Source organism: Candidatus Phytoplasma gossypii (genome assembly GCF_030586975.1).
Lineage (GTDB): Bacteria > Bacillota_I > Bacilli_A > Acholeplasmatales > Acholeplasmataceae > Phytoplasma > Phytoplasma citri.
In genome coordinates this window covers 1-14,187 of the sequence record NZ_JAOSIT010000001.1, presented here as the reverse complement: position 1 = coordinate 14,187, position 14,187 = coordinate 1, and the positions used below count along the sequence as shown (strand labels likewise).

Genomic DNA, 14,187 nt, shown 5'->3' with positions numbered 1-14,187 from the left:
AGAGGCCTAAATTTCCTGCTATTTAACCAATAGCCAGGGCTGATAAACCCGGAAAGGAGATGGTCGGTCTGAAAAACGAAAGAATGTCAGATTATAGCAGACCATAAAAGCGGATTACGACGAAAGCAAATTAGTCAAAAAGACCCGCCGCCAAATAATTCCACGGAGAATCCTGCAATGGCCTAAGAAGGAAAATTGAAGTAATCATAAAACCTGTTCCGGAAGTTGCTGAAACGGACAGTCCAGAGTATACTAGTATATGACATAAGTACTGAGTAGTTTATCAAATCAAGAAAACTTGGAATCAGCCTTCCGAAAGAGGATACTTCCCCTAAAGAATTAAGGTCGAAATGTAGCGTAACTTGGAGAATCCTAAAACCAAGTAATTAAGTTTACTAATTCGGAAATAAAAGCCCGGATGGTCAAGGATAAAGAATCTTTTGAGTAGTCGTAAGGATAAAACCTAAATTTGGAATAATTTAGTTAATCGTCTTACCGAGAATAGAGTTAATTACTCTCATAGGGCGAAAGAAAAAAGTAATTTAATATTTATTCAATGACATCAAGAAAGGAGTTGATAAGTTATGTTAACAACGGTTTCACCAGAAACTAAACTTTTGCGAACATTGGATAAAATTCAATATTGTTTTTCAAATAGCTACTCTTTAAAAAGAGAACTATAACAAGGAATGAATAATTTATTGCTAATCAACCGTGAGGAGAAATTTAGTTCTCGCAAGAGAGTAAATTAGGTAAAGCCGGATGCTCGGAAACTTGCTCGCACCTTTTGGACGGGAGCTAATTGTAAATAAAACAGCAAATACAAATCGCTGAATAAAACACAATTAATCTATCCTTATTAAATAAAATAATTAAAATCAAATATATTTTATTCTTGTAATTTTATTTGCAAATATTCTGAAGAGGTTTTTTATATTATGTTTTTCAAATTATTTAATATTATTTTTTTTATTATGTTTAATATTTGTATAGCTTTATGCGGAACTCTTTTATATCAAAAAGCTGTAGAAAATGAACCTTTTTATAAAAAAAAATTAGAATATAATACTAGAAAAATTAATGATGTACATAATACAGAAGATTATCCTCAAAGTCAAAAACCAATATATGAAATTAATAAAATTTCAACCCAAGATACTGTTATCACTAATTATGATAAATTATTGCACTATTGGTTAGAATTTGTTCATTCATCTCTTATTTTTTTACACAATTTGAAGAGTGAATTTTTATCATCTTTATTACCTAAAATTAAAAAAAATTAATCAATATTTATTTATTGATTATATTTTTTTTTAAATTAAAATATAGATGGGGATGTTTATTGGTTTCGCCAAAATTAAAAAGTTTTATTTGTCATAACTTGGTTGCGCAAGTAAAAACGTTCGAGGTTTTTAATAAACGGCACTAAAGAAAATAAAAATAGTCAAAATGAATATAAAAATGAAAACACTTGGGTTTCTAATCCAGAATCAAATTCTGTTTTTGGACGCGCAATGGCAGCGTAAGCAAATTAAATTTATATAATTTTTGATTTTGCTTTATTAATTAATTTTGAAAATATCTAGGTTATTTATTAATTAGATATTTAAAAAATTAAAATATTATATTATTGAATTAATTATTTTTTATTTTTACATTTATTAAATATTTTTTGTTTGTTTTTGATCCCATAAAACAAAATAATTATGTACAACAAATAAAACTGATTAATTTTGTACAGGGGTTCGAATCCCCTCATCTCCACCATTTGTATTAATTTTTTTTATAAATTTTTTAAATTAAATTTAAAAATTTAATATTTATAAAAAATTAAATTTTTAATTTCTATTGTTTTATTTTTTATGAATTAAAAAAATTTTATAATTTATTTATTAATGGATTGATATTTATTTAATAAAATATAAATAAGAGATATTTTTATTTTAAAAAAATCAGATTATATTGTTGATTTTTTTAAGATTTTTTCTTTAAAAAAATATATAATAATTATTTGAATTTATTTTTGTAAGTAATTTTTAAATAATCTAAATATTTTTAATAATTTTGGGATTTTTTATAAATTTTATAAACTTGTGGGGGTATTTGTGATTTATATATTTTTAAAAAAATTTTATTTTAACAAATGAAATGAAATTTATAAAAAATTAACAAAATCATTTATAGTTAGTTTGAATGGTATTGAGTTTTCGATATTTTTATTTATTGTAGATTCAATTTTATCTTTCTTATTACTTTGACCTACAGCTATTAGAATAATAGGTATGTATTTTTTTTCTATATTGAATAATTCATTTAATTTATCAAAATAACAACCTCCCATAAAACAAGTATTATAATTAAAATGTTGTAAAGTAATAACAAGATTGCAGGCAATTAAACCACACTCAAAAAAAATTTCATTTTTTAATGTTTGTGGATTCATGTTATGGTAATGTTTTTGTATTTGTTTTAAAATAATTTCTTTTTGGATTAATGAGATATTTTTATGTTTTAGTTTATTGTTATAAATATATGAAGCATCTTGGACTTTGTTAATGTTTCCGCATAATATGATGATAGCAGAACTATTTGTGGTTTGTGGAATATTTCCTATCATACATTTTTTTAGTTTTTCTTTATCTGTAGATTTAGTAATTATAAAAAAACGCCATGGTTGTAAATCAAAAGAGGAAGGGGTATATCGAATTTCTTGAAAAATTGTTTGCCAAATTTTAATCGGTATTTGGTGATCGGGATCAAAAGATCTAATAGTTTTAATTTTCATTTTGTTTTTTAATCCTTTATTTAAGTTAAATTATTTAACATTTGTTTATATTTTATATAATTTTAGACAATGTATTTTAACAAATTTGACAATAAGTTTCATAAATTAATATTTTCGATAATAAAATAAATAAATTAGAAAGGTTTTTTGGATTTTAAAATATGTCGTGTAATTTATTCGATATTTTACCATTAAATTTTTTTAATTTATTATCTTCTTCTAATAAAGAAATTTATTTAGATTGTCTTTTATTATTAGCAGATTTAGCAAATGACGAATTTGATGGATATATTAATAAAAATTTAGCCATTTCTGTATTAGAAAACTATTTTAATAAAAATAATTTCTTTTTGGATGATGAAATTGATTTACAAGTTTCAGTTGATGCTAAACAAAAAGCTTCCAAAATTATTTATTTATTAAAAAAATATGGATGGATTGGCGAAGAACGAATTGGTTACAATAATGATTGTTTAAGTTTTTTTGATTATAGTTTAGAAATGATTCATTTTTTTAAAAAAACTGTAAACCAAGTAAAACCTGAATCCATTGGTAATATTTATAGTATTTATGCTTTGTTAAAATCTTTATTAATAGAAAAAAATTATGCTAATTTTTATGAAGCTTTAATTAAAACACAAAATATTTTGTGGAAATTAAAAATTTTAAAGTCTAATATTTATCGTTTTTATTATAATTTGTTAAATTCTAAAAACTACATAAACACACAACTTTTATTATCCCAATTGTTAAGAAATTATAAAAAAAATTTTTTTGATTCTTCTTATTATTGGTTAAAAACATCGGATAATTTTTTTAAATATCGTAGATATATTAATTTATTTTTAAATCAATTGGAAGATTATCATATTTACGTAAAATCTTTAAGTGAACAATTATGCCTTATTAATCAAAAAACTTTAGAAGAAAATGTTGAAATAATCAAAGAACAAATTCAGCAAATGAAATTGAATTTAAAAATTGCCGATAGATTAATAGAAATTATTGATATTAAAAACGAACAATATTTACAAATTATTTGTCAGCGAATTTTATTGTTTGATAATAAAAACGATAATTTGTTAAACTTATTGCTTCGTGGTATTAGATTGATTCATGATCATGTTTTTGAATATAATTATTTATTTAATTTGAGTTATATTCGTAATTTAGATCAATTTTCCTTTTATAAACCTCGCCGTCATAAGCAAAATTTTGTTATTAGTAAATTAACTTTAATATCGGAAAAATCAAAAAATTTATTAAAAAATAAAAAAAATTGTTTATTAAAGAAAGATTTTTTTTATACTAAAAATAATATTCTTAAATTTGTTAAAAATTTACAATTTAATCAAAATTATTATTTAGCTTCCGATATTAATTTAGAAAAACCTCAAGATTTATCTCGATTAATGTTAATTTTATTATATTCTTCCAAATTAATGAATTTTTATTCTATTAAACCTTTGTATCATAGAATTATAGTTAATGATATCTCTTTTTCTAATTTTTTAATAATTAAAAAATAGAAATTAATTCAATTAATTCTCTGATAATAATTTATAATTATTTAAATTAAAGCAAAATTAACAGAATAAAATCAAAAAGGTGTTGTCGAGTTATGAATTATTTGTCTTTATATCGTAAATATAGGCCTCAAAATTTTCAAAATATTATTGGCCAAGATATTATTGTTAAAACTTTAAAAAATGCTATTCAATATTGTAAGATAAATCATTGTTATTTGTTTAGCGGTGATAAGGGAGTGGGCAAAACAACCCTAGCAAAAAATTTAGCTAAAGCTATTAATTGTTCTAATGATTCTAGTTTCGATTGTTGTAATTTATGTAAATCTTGTATAAGTATAAATCAAAGAAACAATTTAGATTTAATTGAGATAGACGGTGCTTCTTATAATGGTGTAGATGAAATTAGAGAATTACAAGATACTTCAAAATATAAACCTATTTTTGGCAAATATAAAATTTATATTATCGATGAAGTTCATGTTTTATCTTATAATGCTTTTAATGCTTTGTTAAAATTATTAGAAGAACCGCCTGCTAAAATTATTTTTATTTTAATTACAAGTGAATTTGATAAAATTCCTAAAACTATTATTTCGCGTACTCAACATTTCGGATTAAAACCGATTACAACAGAAGATATCGTAAAACAATTGAAATTTATATCTATTAAAGAAAATATTGATATTCACGAAAATGCTTTGTATCAAATTGCTCTTTTTTCTAAAGGTAGTATGCGGGATGCCTTAAATAGATTGGAACAAGTTAGCACTTATTATCATAATAGTCATATCAGTTCGGACGAAGTTTCAAAAATTTTAGGATTAGTTCCGAAATATAAAATGAAGGAATTAATTAATTATTTATTATATGGTGATTTTGTTACGATGATTGATTTTTTAGAAAATCTTTTGCATCCTCATGTAGATATTTTATTTTTTATGGAAGACTTAATAGATTTTTTTCTAACTTTATTTATTCAAGAATGGAAAGATGATGATGAAAATAATTTTAAAAAAATATTTAAAAATTTAGATATTAATTCTAAAGATCAATTTTTTATTTTTTTATTTACTTGGAAAAATAATCTTAAACATAATTTTCATAAAAAAAAATATTTTATTATCAATTGCATTCGCTTAAAAGAGTTTTTAATCTCATATAAAAAAAAAGGTATTTTAAATAATCAAAATATCACTTATGATAATAGCGGGGTTAATCTAGAAAATGTTATGCCTAAAAGAGAGTCATTATCATTTCCAAAGCCCTTAACCACTACTTCTTTAAATAATATTAGTTTATCGGTAAATTCTAGTGTTTTTGAGTTTGAATGCGCAAATGATAGTGATTTAAATTCCGAAAAATTAGATAGTTTTTTATATGGTATCAAACAAATTTTAATAACTCCTGATATATCTATGACTCAAAAATTATTGAAAAATTGGCATAAATTAACGGAAATTTCCGATAAAAACTTGGAAATGGCTGCTATGTGTTTATATAAAAGTAAATTGTGTTTAATTAATTTAAATAAAGAATGGTTGATTGCTTGCGATAATACCGAAGAATATAAACAATTACTTAAACCGCATATTAAAAATAAAATAAAAACTATTTTAAATAACAAAAAAAAATTAATAAAAGAGTATTTTGTAATTTTGCATCAAGATTGGGAACAAAAATTATTTCCTCTTTTTGAAAAATATCAAAAAAAACGTTATATATGTGATTCTGAATTGTCTAAATTGGATGTGAATTTTTATTTAAAACATGCTACATTTACGTCTCAACATAATTTTTTAATAAATTCGAACGTTAATTCATCGAATAATGTTCAATTATTAGTCTCTGATGATTCTAATAATTTTGCCGAAAAAACTCATTTTTTTAAGTTAGCTATTGAATATTTTGACATTGATAAGGTTAGATCAAAATGATAAATAAGACAATTTTTTTAATATTTTATTCCTATTGTAGTTATAATATAGTGATTGACGGATTAAAATCATAATTTAGAATAAGGAACGGAATGTAATATGTTCGAAAAATTAAAAAGAATTCAAGAATCAATTAAATATGAGCAAAAAAAATTAGAATCTAGAGAGTTTACCGCTTGTGTTGGTGATGTAATGATTGTGATGCAAGGAACTAAACAAGTTATTGATGTACGTATTCAAAATTCTCAAATTCTTCAAAATTTAGATCTATTACAAGAAAGTATTTTATTATCTTTTAATAATGTTTTACAGCAGGTTGATAAAGCTTCTCGCGATGTTATTACAAGAGCTTCGGAATATTTAGAAGTTTAAGAATTGTCAATTAGAAGTTTTTGGAGTTAATTTGATTTTAATATTGCTTATAAACGTTATTGGTTATTATGGATGTTTTTTTTATGAATATTTATAAGTTTAATAGTTTGAATAATTGTTAAAAAAATACAAAAAAGAAGGTTATTGGAAATATTATGATAAACGAAACAAGTAATAATCAAAATTATTTAGAATATTCTATGTTAGAATTGGCTTTAGATATTTTGCAAAAAAATCAAAAACCTATGCCTATTCATCAATTAATAGAACAGGTTTTTCAAGTAAAAAAAATAAAAGATTTACAACAGGAACGTTTTTTGCAATTGTATTCGGATATTGTTGTTAGCGGATTATTTGTATTTCATGGTGAAGATTTATGGGGGATTAAAACTGATAATTTAGATTTATGGGATAAAGAATATTATGTAGATGAAGAGAAATCTGATATTGATCCTGAATTATTAGATTTAAAATATTCTAATAATTTGGATGATGATTTTCGATTAGAAAATGATTCGGATTTTATCCCTACAGATGAAACAGCTGATCGTGAAATTTTAGAAGATATAGATGATACAGTTTTAGACGATGATGAAGCTTCTCTAAGAGATGAAAGTGATTCTTCTAATACAGAAGATAAAAATGAAGATATTAACGAATATAATTATTGAGTAAGTTATGTTCCTAATTTTTCATTTTTTATATCATTTTAGGAAGATTATATTAATTAAAACATGATTAAGTGTTTTTCTCGATTTATAATAGATGAAGGTTGTAATAGCGAATTATGTTTTTAGGAATGTATAATTATACTGTTTATTTGACTTATTTAAATTTGTTAAGTGGATTTTTGGGAGTGGTATTCGCTACTCAAAACAAAATTATTGGTGCTTGTCTTTTATTGTTATTATCTGGCATTTTAGATGTTTTAGATGGTGTTATTAGTCGTTGCAAAAAAAGTCGTTCTCTTAAAGAAAAAAAATATGGTGTCCAAATAGATTCTTTAGCTGATTTGATTAGTTTCGGTATGTTACCTATTTTTATAGGTATATCCTTTTATAAAAAAATTTTTAATAAAGATTTAGATTTTAAAAATTATTATGATATTGCTTTTATTTTAATTAGTTGTTTATATCTTTTGACATCTTTAATTCGTTTAGCTTATTTTAATGTTTTGAACGAAAGTTCTAAAAAAAAAGCAAGTATTTCTAGTTTTGTTGGTGTTCCTGTAACCGTTGCATCTATTTTGTTTCCTTTATTAGTTTTATTATTCGTTTTCGATCCTTTTAGAATATTGTATTGGGATAAAATTTTTATAAGTGTATATGTTTTTTGCTTAATGTTATTATCTTTTTTATTTATTAGCGATAAACTTCATTTTAATAAACCTGATATCTTGGGAGTGTTATTGATTTTGTGTTTATTATTTATTATTATTTTTGTTTTTTTATTTATGAACAAAAATATTTTTTTTAATGCGAGGAGAATGTGAATTTTTTATTTCGAACGAACAACAAACACAAGCAAGTGACAAGTAGTTGGTTGCAAAAATTTTTATATCAAGATATACAAAAAAAATGGTGGAAACGTTTTTTGTTAAGAATATTTATTTCTCGTATTTTTAGCAAAATATTTAGTTTTTATTTAAATTCTATCTTTTCGCGTGTTCATGTGAAAAAGATTATCATTAAAAATCGCATTAATACTGGTTTATTTACGAAAAATTCATTTAAATCTTATAATGATTTTTTTATTCGTGTTTATAAAAAAATTAATTTTGATGCTTCTCGTTCGACTTTTATTAGTCCTGGAGAGGGTCAAATTCGTATTTTTAATATTAATGCTGATAGCTTTTTTAATATTAAAAATACTTCTTATCATTTAAATGATCTTTTGAAAAATGATTATTTAGTTCAAAAATATCTTAATGGTTTTTTAGTGATGTTGAGATTGCAAATTTTTGATTATCACAGATATATTTTTATAGATCAGGGCATTCAAGATGAAAAGCGTGTGAAAATTAAAGGGAAATTACATACAGTTAATCCTATTGCTTTTAAATATTTTAATGTTTTTTCGGAAAATAGTCGTGAATATACTATTTTAAAAACTTGTAATTTTGGGGATATTATACAAATGGAAGTAGGAGCTTTATTAGTAGGTAAAATCAATAACCATCCGATCCGTAGTTTTCAAAAAGGCCAGGAAAAGGGGTTTTTTTCTTTTGGAGGTTCTGTTATTGTGCTCTTAGTTGAACCTAATAAAATTAAATTTAATCAATTAATTTTGAATAATTCTCAAATCGGTGTAGAAACTAAAGTTAATATAGGAGAGACTATAGGTTTTAAATTGAAAAATTAAATTTAATAAAGGTAGAATGAAATTAAAAAAATAATAATGAATGGATAGTTAATTTATCAATGCGCAAAAAAACTAAAATTATTTTTATTACAGGCGGAGTTGTTTCTGGATTAGGCAAGGGTTTGTTAGCTTCTTCTCTGGGATATTTATTAAAACAACGTAATTTAAAAATTTTTATGCAAAAACTAGATCCATATATTAATGTAGATTCGGGAACTATGAGTCCACAACAACATGGTGAAGTTTTTGTGACTAATGATGGAGCCGAAACCGATTTAGATTTGGGTCATTATGAAAGATATTTAAATATTAATCTTACTAAAGATTCGAGTATTACAGCAGGTCAAATTTATCAATATGTTATTCAACAAGAACGTCAAGGAAATTATTTAGGAAAAACTATTCAAGTTATTCCTCATATTACAGATGAAATTAAATCGCGAATTTTAAAAAATGTTTATTCTTGTCAATATGATATTTTAATTGTGGAAATAGGAGGAACTATTGGTGATATAGAATCATTACCTTTTATAGAAGCAATTCGTCAATTGCGACAAGATTTGGGTTTTGAAAATGTTTTATATATACATAATACTTTAATACCTTTTTTAAAATTTTCAGGAGAACCTAAAACTAAACCTACGCAACATAGTGTGAAGGAGTTGAGATCTTTAGGTATTCAACCTCAAATTTTGATTTTAAGAAGTGAAAGTGATATTTCGGCAGAAATAAAAGAAAAAATTTCGATTTTATGTGATGTTAAAAAAGAAGCTATTTTTTCTAATGTGAATGTTTCTATTGTGGAAACTATTGTTCTGAATTTGCATGCTCAACGAATTGATAATTTCATCTTGAATTTTTTTAATTTAGAATCTTTACCATTAGCTAATTTATCAGCATGGCAAGAAATGATTCAACAGATGAAAATTTTAAAAAAAGTTGTTAAGATTGGTATAGTTGGTAAATATACTGCTTTTCATGATGCTTATTTATCTGTAGTAGAAGCTCTTAAACATGCAGCTTATTTTAATAAAGTAGGCATTGATATTCAATTTATTTATTCTGAAGATATTAATAGTGATAATGTACATGATTTTTTGTGTGACTGTGATGGTATTTTAGTTCCTGGTGGTTTTGGTAGTCGAGCTATTGAAGGAAAATTACAAGCTATTCGTTATGCTCGCTGCCGAAATATCCCTTTTTTTGGGATTTGCTTAGGTATGCAGTTGGCTGTGGTGGAATATGCTAATAATGTGTTAAATTTATTCGGAGCAAATTCGACGGAGATAGATGAAAATACTCCTCATCCGGTAATTAAATGCAAAATTAGTGATACTGATATGGGAGGGACTTTAAGATTAGGTTTAAAGAAGACTAAAATTATAACTCCAAGTAAAAGTTATGCGATTTATCGAAAATTAGTAATTTCTGAAAGATATCGTCAACGTTATGAAATGAATTCTGAATATATTTCTATGTTTATGCAAAATAAAAATTTTAGAGTTTCGGGTTTTAATTTGCAAAAATCAATCGTAGAAATAATAGAATTAGTAGATCATATTTGGTTTATAGGAGTTCAATTTCATCCAGAATTTTTATCTCGGCCTTTTCATCCACATCCCTTATTTAAAGATTTTATTTTAACTGCGGTAACTTGTCGTCAAAAAAATAAAAAAAAGTGTTCATAAACGAACACTTTTTTATTTTATTAAAAAATATTAAATTGATTTTATGATAATTTTAAATCTGATTTAGCTTTAGTGAATAAACTATCGATGTCAGTAGTTTTAACCATTTTGTTTACAAAACTTACTACGTCTGCATTTTCCCAAGTTTTAGGAGCAGTAGTTTCATCAGTAACAAATTTTAATGCATCATCAGCTTTTGTTTTTAAATCATTTGCTGATTGAATTGTTGCGTTAGAGATTTTTTTATCTTTATCATCTGCTTTGTTATTTTCTGTAAATGCATCTATTATTTTTTTTAGACCATCAACTGCTTTTTGCGCTTCTTTTTTAGCATCGTCTGAAGAAAGATCATCTACTTTTTGTTTTCCAGTTAAGTCTTTAAGGTCTACTTTTAAATTTTCAAAATCTTTATTTGTTAATGTTGTTATGTTAAAAGGTTTCCAATGTAAGAATTTAGCTGCTATTAGATAAACAACTATAGCTATAGCTAAAGATGCTAACACACCAACTGTAATTTTGCCGTTTTTAGTTTGTAAAAAATTTTCTTTGTGATTCATAAAGAAACTTTTTCTTCTCCTCTATATTATTATAATTTTATTATATTATTAAATCTTTTGGTTTATAAAAAAAGATTCAATATCGCCTTCAATTATAACATATTTTTAGCATTAGATAAGGTAAAATAATAAATTATTTATTTTTAACTTATTATTTTATTTTATCAAAAATTTTATGTAGATTTTTTTCTATATTTTTATCTTGCGATATATTTTGTTTATTTTGATAATTTAGTAAACTGTTGATGTAAAAAATAGATTTTTTTTTGTGAATATGTGCTTGTCGGATCGCTTTTGTAATTTTGTCTTGTGGATAATTAAATTCGATATACCATTTTTTAATTATTTCTAATTCTTGGCTATTTAAAACATCTCCTTTAATTTTTTCTATATTAGATATAGTATTACTAATATTTGAAGTATTTTTAGGTTTTAATTTATTTAATTTTAGCTGTTTATATAAATTTTCAATTTTATCGAAAGTTTGACTAAGATCGAACATTTCTTGAACTTGATTATTAATTTTTTGTTGATATAAAAATAAAAAATTTTTTTTTATTAAATTTCTTAAAATAGTATCTATTTCGGGTAGGGAAAAATTAGTTTGTTGTATTATTTTTTCTGTTGATAGAATAGGAGTTTGGTATTGTCGAAAGAGTAATAATAATAATTTGACTTCTTTAATGAGTAAATTAAGTTTTAGATATTGATTAATTAAAATTTTTTCTATATCTAAATATCCTTCTTCATATATTTGTTTTAACATTATTTTAATTTACTTTCTTGTGATAATTTTTCTAAAGCTATTTTAGCTGCTTGTTGTTCGGCGGATTTTTTGGTTTTCCCTTCACCTTTGCCTAATAGTTGTTCAGATAAATATACTTCAGCAATAAATTCTTTTTCATGCGCTAATCCTGTTTCAGCAACAATTTTATATTTAATATGTTGATGACGTGTTTGTACTAATTCTTGTAGTTGTGTTTTAAAATCAATAATACCTATGACTTTTGATAAACAAGGAACTACTATATAATGAAAAGTTTTTTTAACTTGTAAATAACCTAAATCTAAATAAATAGCCGCAAATAAAGCTTCGAAAGCATCAGCAATAATGGAATAATTATATATGCCTCTTTTGCGTTCGCCTTTTCCTAATAAAATATATTTTTTTAGATTTATTTCAGCTGAATAAATTAATAGAGATGCTACACAAACAGCTTGAGCTCTTTTTTTAGTCATTATACCTTCGTTATCTTGATTTTTTCTATAAAGATAATTAGCCATAAGAAAATTAATAATAGAATCACCTAAAAATTCTAATCTTTCATTATTTTGATTTTTTAAATTATTTTCATTAGCGTATGAACTATGTGTTAAAGCGTTAATATATAAATTAATATTTTTAGGTTTTATATTTAATCTTGTAAATAAATTTTGAAGATACATGATAATCCTTGTATTTATTGAAATTTTTCAATTATTTTTTTTAAAAAATTTTTTTTGATTAAATTAATAGTTTGATTAATAGTTTGATAGAAAGTATTACTTGTAGAATTTCCAGGAGCTTTGATAATCAGTTTGTTTAATCCTAACAATATAGCCCCTCCTGTTTCATCCGTATTAAATTGTTGAAAATGTTTTTTTATGTTTTTTTCTAAAAAGATTTTGCTAATTATTCGGGTGCAAAGATTACTAGTGAGTATTTGTTTTAAATGTCTTTTATACATTTCTGCAGTTCCTTTAAATGTTTTTAAAATCATATTGGCTGTAAATCCATCGCTTATTAAAATATCAGCTTCTGTATTGAAAAAGTTATTCGGTTCTTCATTGCCTTGGAAATTAATATTGGGATTATTGCTTAATAATTTGAATATATTAATGTCTATATTTCTACCTTTATTAGACTCTGTACCTATATTTAAAAGTTTAATTTTTGGGTTAGGAATATTTAATAATGTTTGAGCTAAAAAATTAGCACATACAACAAAATCTAAAATATTTTCTGCTTTTATTTCCGCATTAGCTCCTGCATCTGTTAAAATTCTAGTTCGATGATCGATGGATTTAAACATAAGTGCCAATGATATTCTTTTTATACTAGGTAAAGTTTCTATAATAAGATAACTAGCTAAAACTAAAGATTGTGTTGGTCCAGCTGTTATAAAACTATCTATTGAAGTTTTTGAATCGGCAGTGTCTCTAAGAGCTACCAACATGGAATAAGGAAGATTATCTCTTATGGCTTCTCTGATATTTTTAGCATTCATAGGCAAGTATAAAGGAGTATTTATAATTTTTAATCTTGTTTTAATAGAATTTAAAATATTTGTGGTAAATATGTTTTGTAAACAATCTTCTATTTGAGTTTGAATACCATATAAATAAATATTTAAATTTTGATTTGCAATTAAAGCCTCTATTGTTCCTTGAATTACCGTTTTAGGTGCGAAATCTCCGCCCATAGCGTCTATAGCTAATGTAATCATATAAAATCCTTATATTTAAAATTTTTAATTTTTGTAAAATTTTGTCATCATTTTTTTTATTAAAAGTTTATTTAAATCTTTACAAGTTTTATAAGATTTTTTTATTAATATTATTAATTAAAAAAATGCATTTTTCATTTATAATTATCAATTCAAATAATTATCAAAAATAATATCTTTTATTAAGGTTATTTCTTATTTGAATATGAAATAAATTTAACATGATTTAAAAATTTTAATTTTTATTTATTTAATAATAGTAATAGATTATTTATTTTTTTGGTATTCATTATAAATAACACTCTTTAAATAAAATAGGAAATTTTCCTAAATTTGTATTCTAACTATTGGATAATTCCTCTAACAATTGTTTTATAGGTCCGGATTATTTCTAATTCGTCTCTATCCGCTAGTATTTTGTCGTGTTTCACCTTTCCCTCTTTTATCCAATTATATTCATGTCCGTATTCTT

At 23.6% G+C, this 14,187-nt stretch carries 13 protein-coding genes; 8 read left to right on the top strand and 5 right to left on the bottom strand.

Annotated elements, in window-relative coordinates; all coding sequences use genetic code 11:
* The first annotated feature begins 938 nt into the window (after window positions 1-938).
* Window positions 939-1,286, top strand: coding sequence for a hypothetical protein (locus OC698_RS00065; RefSeq protein ID WP_304512722.1), 348 nt, complete (start codon window positions 939-941; stop codon window positions 1,284-1,286).
* Between the two features lie 872 nt (window positions 1,287-2,158).
* On the opposite strand, the gene OC698_RS00060 is transcribed toward OC698_RS00065, so the two are convergent.
* Entirely contained in the window at window positions 2,159-2,788 is a 630-nt protein-coding gene (locus tag OC698_RS00060; protein ID WP_304512721.1) for a nitroreductase family protein, read from the bottom strand.
* 161 nt (window positions 2,789-2,949) lie between these two features.
* On the opposite strand from OC698_RS00060, the gene OC698_RS00055 reads away from it, so the two are divergent.
* From OC698_RS00055 to OC698_RS00025, 7 genes are all read left to right on the top strand, one after another.
* Window positions 2,950-4,317, top strand: a complete 1,368-nt coding sequence (locus OC698_RS00055) for a Wadjet anti-phage system protein JetA family protein (RefSeq protein WP_304512720.1) — start codon at window positions 2,950-2,952, stop codon at window positions 4,315-4,317.
* Window positions 4,318-4,409: 92 nt separating this feature from the next.
* Complete coding sequence (gene dnaX / locus OC698_RS00050; protein WP_304512719.1) at window positions 4,410-6,251, top strand: DNA polymerase III subunit gamma/tau; 1,842 nt, start codon at window positions 4,410-4,412, stop codon at window positions 6,249-6,251.
* Between the two features lie 99 nt (window positions 6,252-6,350).
* A complete protein-coding gene (locus OC698_RS00045; RefSeq protein ID WP_078122998.1) occupies window positions 6,351-6,623 on the top strand; it encodes a YbaB/EbfC family nucleoid-associated protein in 273 nt (90 codons plus the stop codon).
* 155 nt (window positions 6,624-6,778) lie between these two features.
* The gene (gene rpoE / locus OC698_RS00040) at window positions 6,779-7,294 is read left to right on the top strand and encodes a DNA-directed RNA polymerase subunit delta (RefSeq protein WP_304512718.1); all 516 of its coding nucleotides are present in this window, start codon (window positions 6,779-6,781) and stop codon (window positions 7,292-7,294) included.
* Window positions 7,295-7,410: 116 nt separating this feature from the next.
* Entirely contained in the window at window positions 7,411-8,115 is a 705-nt protein-coding gene (locus OC698_RS00035) for a CDP-alcohol phosphatidyltransferase family protein (RefSeq protein WP_304512717.1), read from the top strand.
* Window positions 8,112-8,984, top strand: a complete 873-nt coding sequence (locus tag OC698_RS00030) for a phosphatidylserine decarboxylase (RefSeq protein WP_304512716.1) — start codon at window positions 8,112-8,114, stop codon at window positions 8,982-8,984. Before OC698_RS00035 ends, OC698_RS00030 begins: the two co-directional genes overlap by 4 nt.
* Before the next feature lie 59 nt (window positions 8,985-9,043).
* The gene (locus tag OC698_RS00025) at window positions 9,044-10,672 is read left to right on the top strand and encodes a CTP synthase (RefSeq protein WP_304512715.1); all 1,629 of its coding nucleotides are present in this window, start codon (window positions 9,044-9,046) and stop codon (window positions 10,670-10,672) included.
* Window positions 10,673-10,713: 41 nt separating this feature from the next.
* Here the strand turns inward: OC698_RS00025 and OC698_RS00020 are convergent, their stop codons facing one another.
* From OC698_RS00020 to OC698_RS00005, 4 genes are all read right to left on the bottom strand, one after another.
* Window positions 10,714-11,229 (bottom strand): hypothetical protein, encoded by a 516-nt coding sequence (locus OC698_RS00020; protein ID WP_304512714.1) that lies wholly within the window; start codon window positions 11,227-11,229, stop codon window positions 10,714-10,716.
* Window positions 11,230-11,380: 151 nt separating this feature from the next.
* Window positions 11,381-11,995: a DnaD domain protein gene (locus OC698_RS00015; RefSeq protein WP_304512713.1), complete on the bottom strand. Its 615-nt coding sequence runs from the start codon at window positions 11,993-11,995 to the stop codon at window positions 11,381-11,383.
* Complete coding sequence (gene rnc, locus OC698_RS00010; RefSeq protein WP_304512712.1) at window positions 11,995-12,675, bottom strand: ribonuclease III; 681 nt, start codon at window positions 12,673-12,675, stop codon at window positions 11,995-11,997. The genes OC698_RS00015 and rnc overlap by 1 nt, the downstream gene beginning before the upstream one ends.
* 14 nt (window positions 12,676-12,689) lie before the next feature.
* Window positions 12,690-13,715: a phosphate acyltransferase gene (locus tag OC698_RS00005; RefSeq protein ID WP_304512711.1), complete on the bottom strand. Its 1,026-nt coding sequence runs from the start codon at window positions 13,713-13,715 to the stop codon at window positions 12,690-12,692.
* Window positions 13,716-14,187 lie beyond the last annotated feature (472 nt).

Coding starts and splice junctions, on each gene's coding strand:
- OC698_RS00065 (WP_304512722.1), top strand. CDS start 939: ATGTTTTTCAAATTATTTAATATTATTTTTTTTATTATGTTTAATATT.
- OC698_RS00060 (WP_304512721.1), bottom strand. CDS start 2,788: ATGAAAATTAAAACTATTAGATCTTTTGATCCCGATCACCAAATACCG.
- OC698_RS00055 (WP_304512720.1), top strand. CDS start 2,950: ATGTCGTGTAATTTATTCGATATTTTACCATTAAATTTTTTTAATTTA.
- dnaX (WP_304512719.1), top strand. CDS start 4,410: ATGAATTATTTGTCTTTATATCGTAAATATAGGCCTCAAAATTTTCAA.
- OC698_RS00045 (WP_078122998.1), top strand. CDS start 6,351: ATGTTCGAAAAATTAAAAAGAATTCAAGAATCAATTAAATATGAGCAA.
- rpoE (WP_304512718.1), top strand. CDS start 6,779: ATGATAAACGAAACAAGTAATAATCAAAATTATTTAGAATATTCTATG.
- OC698_RS00035 (WP_304512717.1), top strand. CDS start 7,411: ATGTTTTTAGGAATGTATAATTATACTGTTTATTTGACTTATTTAAAT.
- OC698_RS00025 (WP_304512715.1), top strand. CDS start 9,044: ATGCGCAAAAAAACTAAAATTATTTTTATTACAGGCGGAGTTGTTTCT.
- OC698_RS00020 (WP_304512714.1), bottom strand. CDS start 11,229: ATGAATCACAAAGAAAATTTTTTACAAACTAAAAACGGCAAAATTACA.
- OC698_RS00015 (WP_304512713.1), bottom strand. CDS start 11,995: ATGTTAAAACAAATATATGAAGAAGGATATTTAGATATAGAAAAAATT.
- rnc (WP_304512712.1), bottom strand. CDS start 12,675: ATGTATCTTCAAAATTTATTTACAAGATTAAATATAAAACCTAAAAAT.
- OC698_RS00005 (WP_304512711.1), bottom strand. CDS start 13,715: ATGATTACATTAGCTATAGACGCTATGGGCGGAGATTTCGCACCTAAA.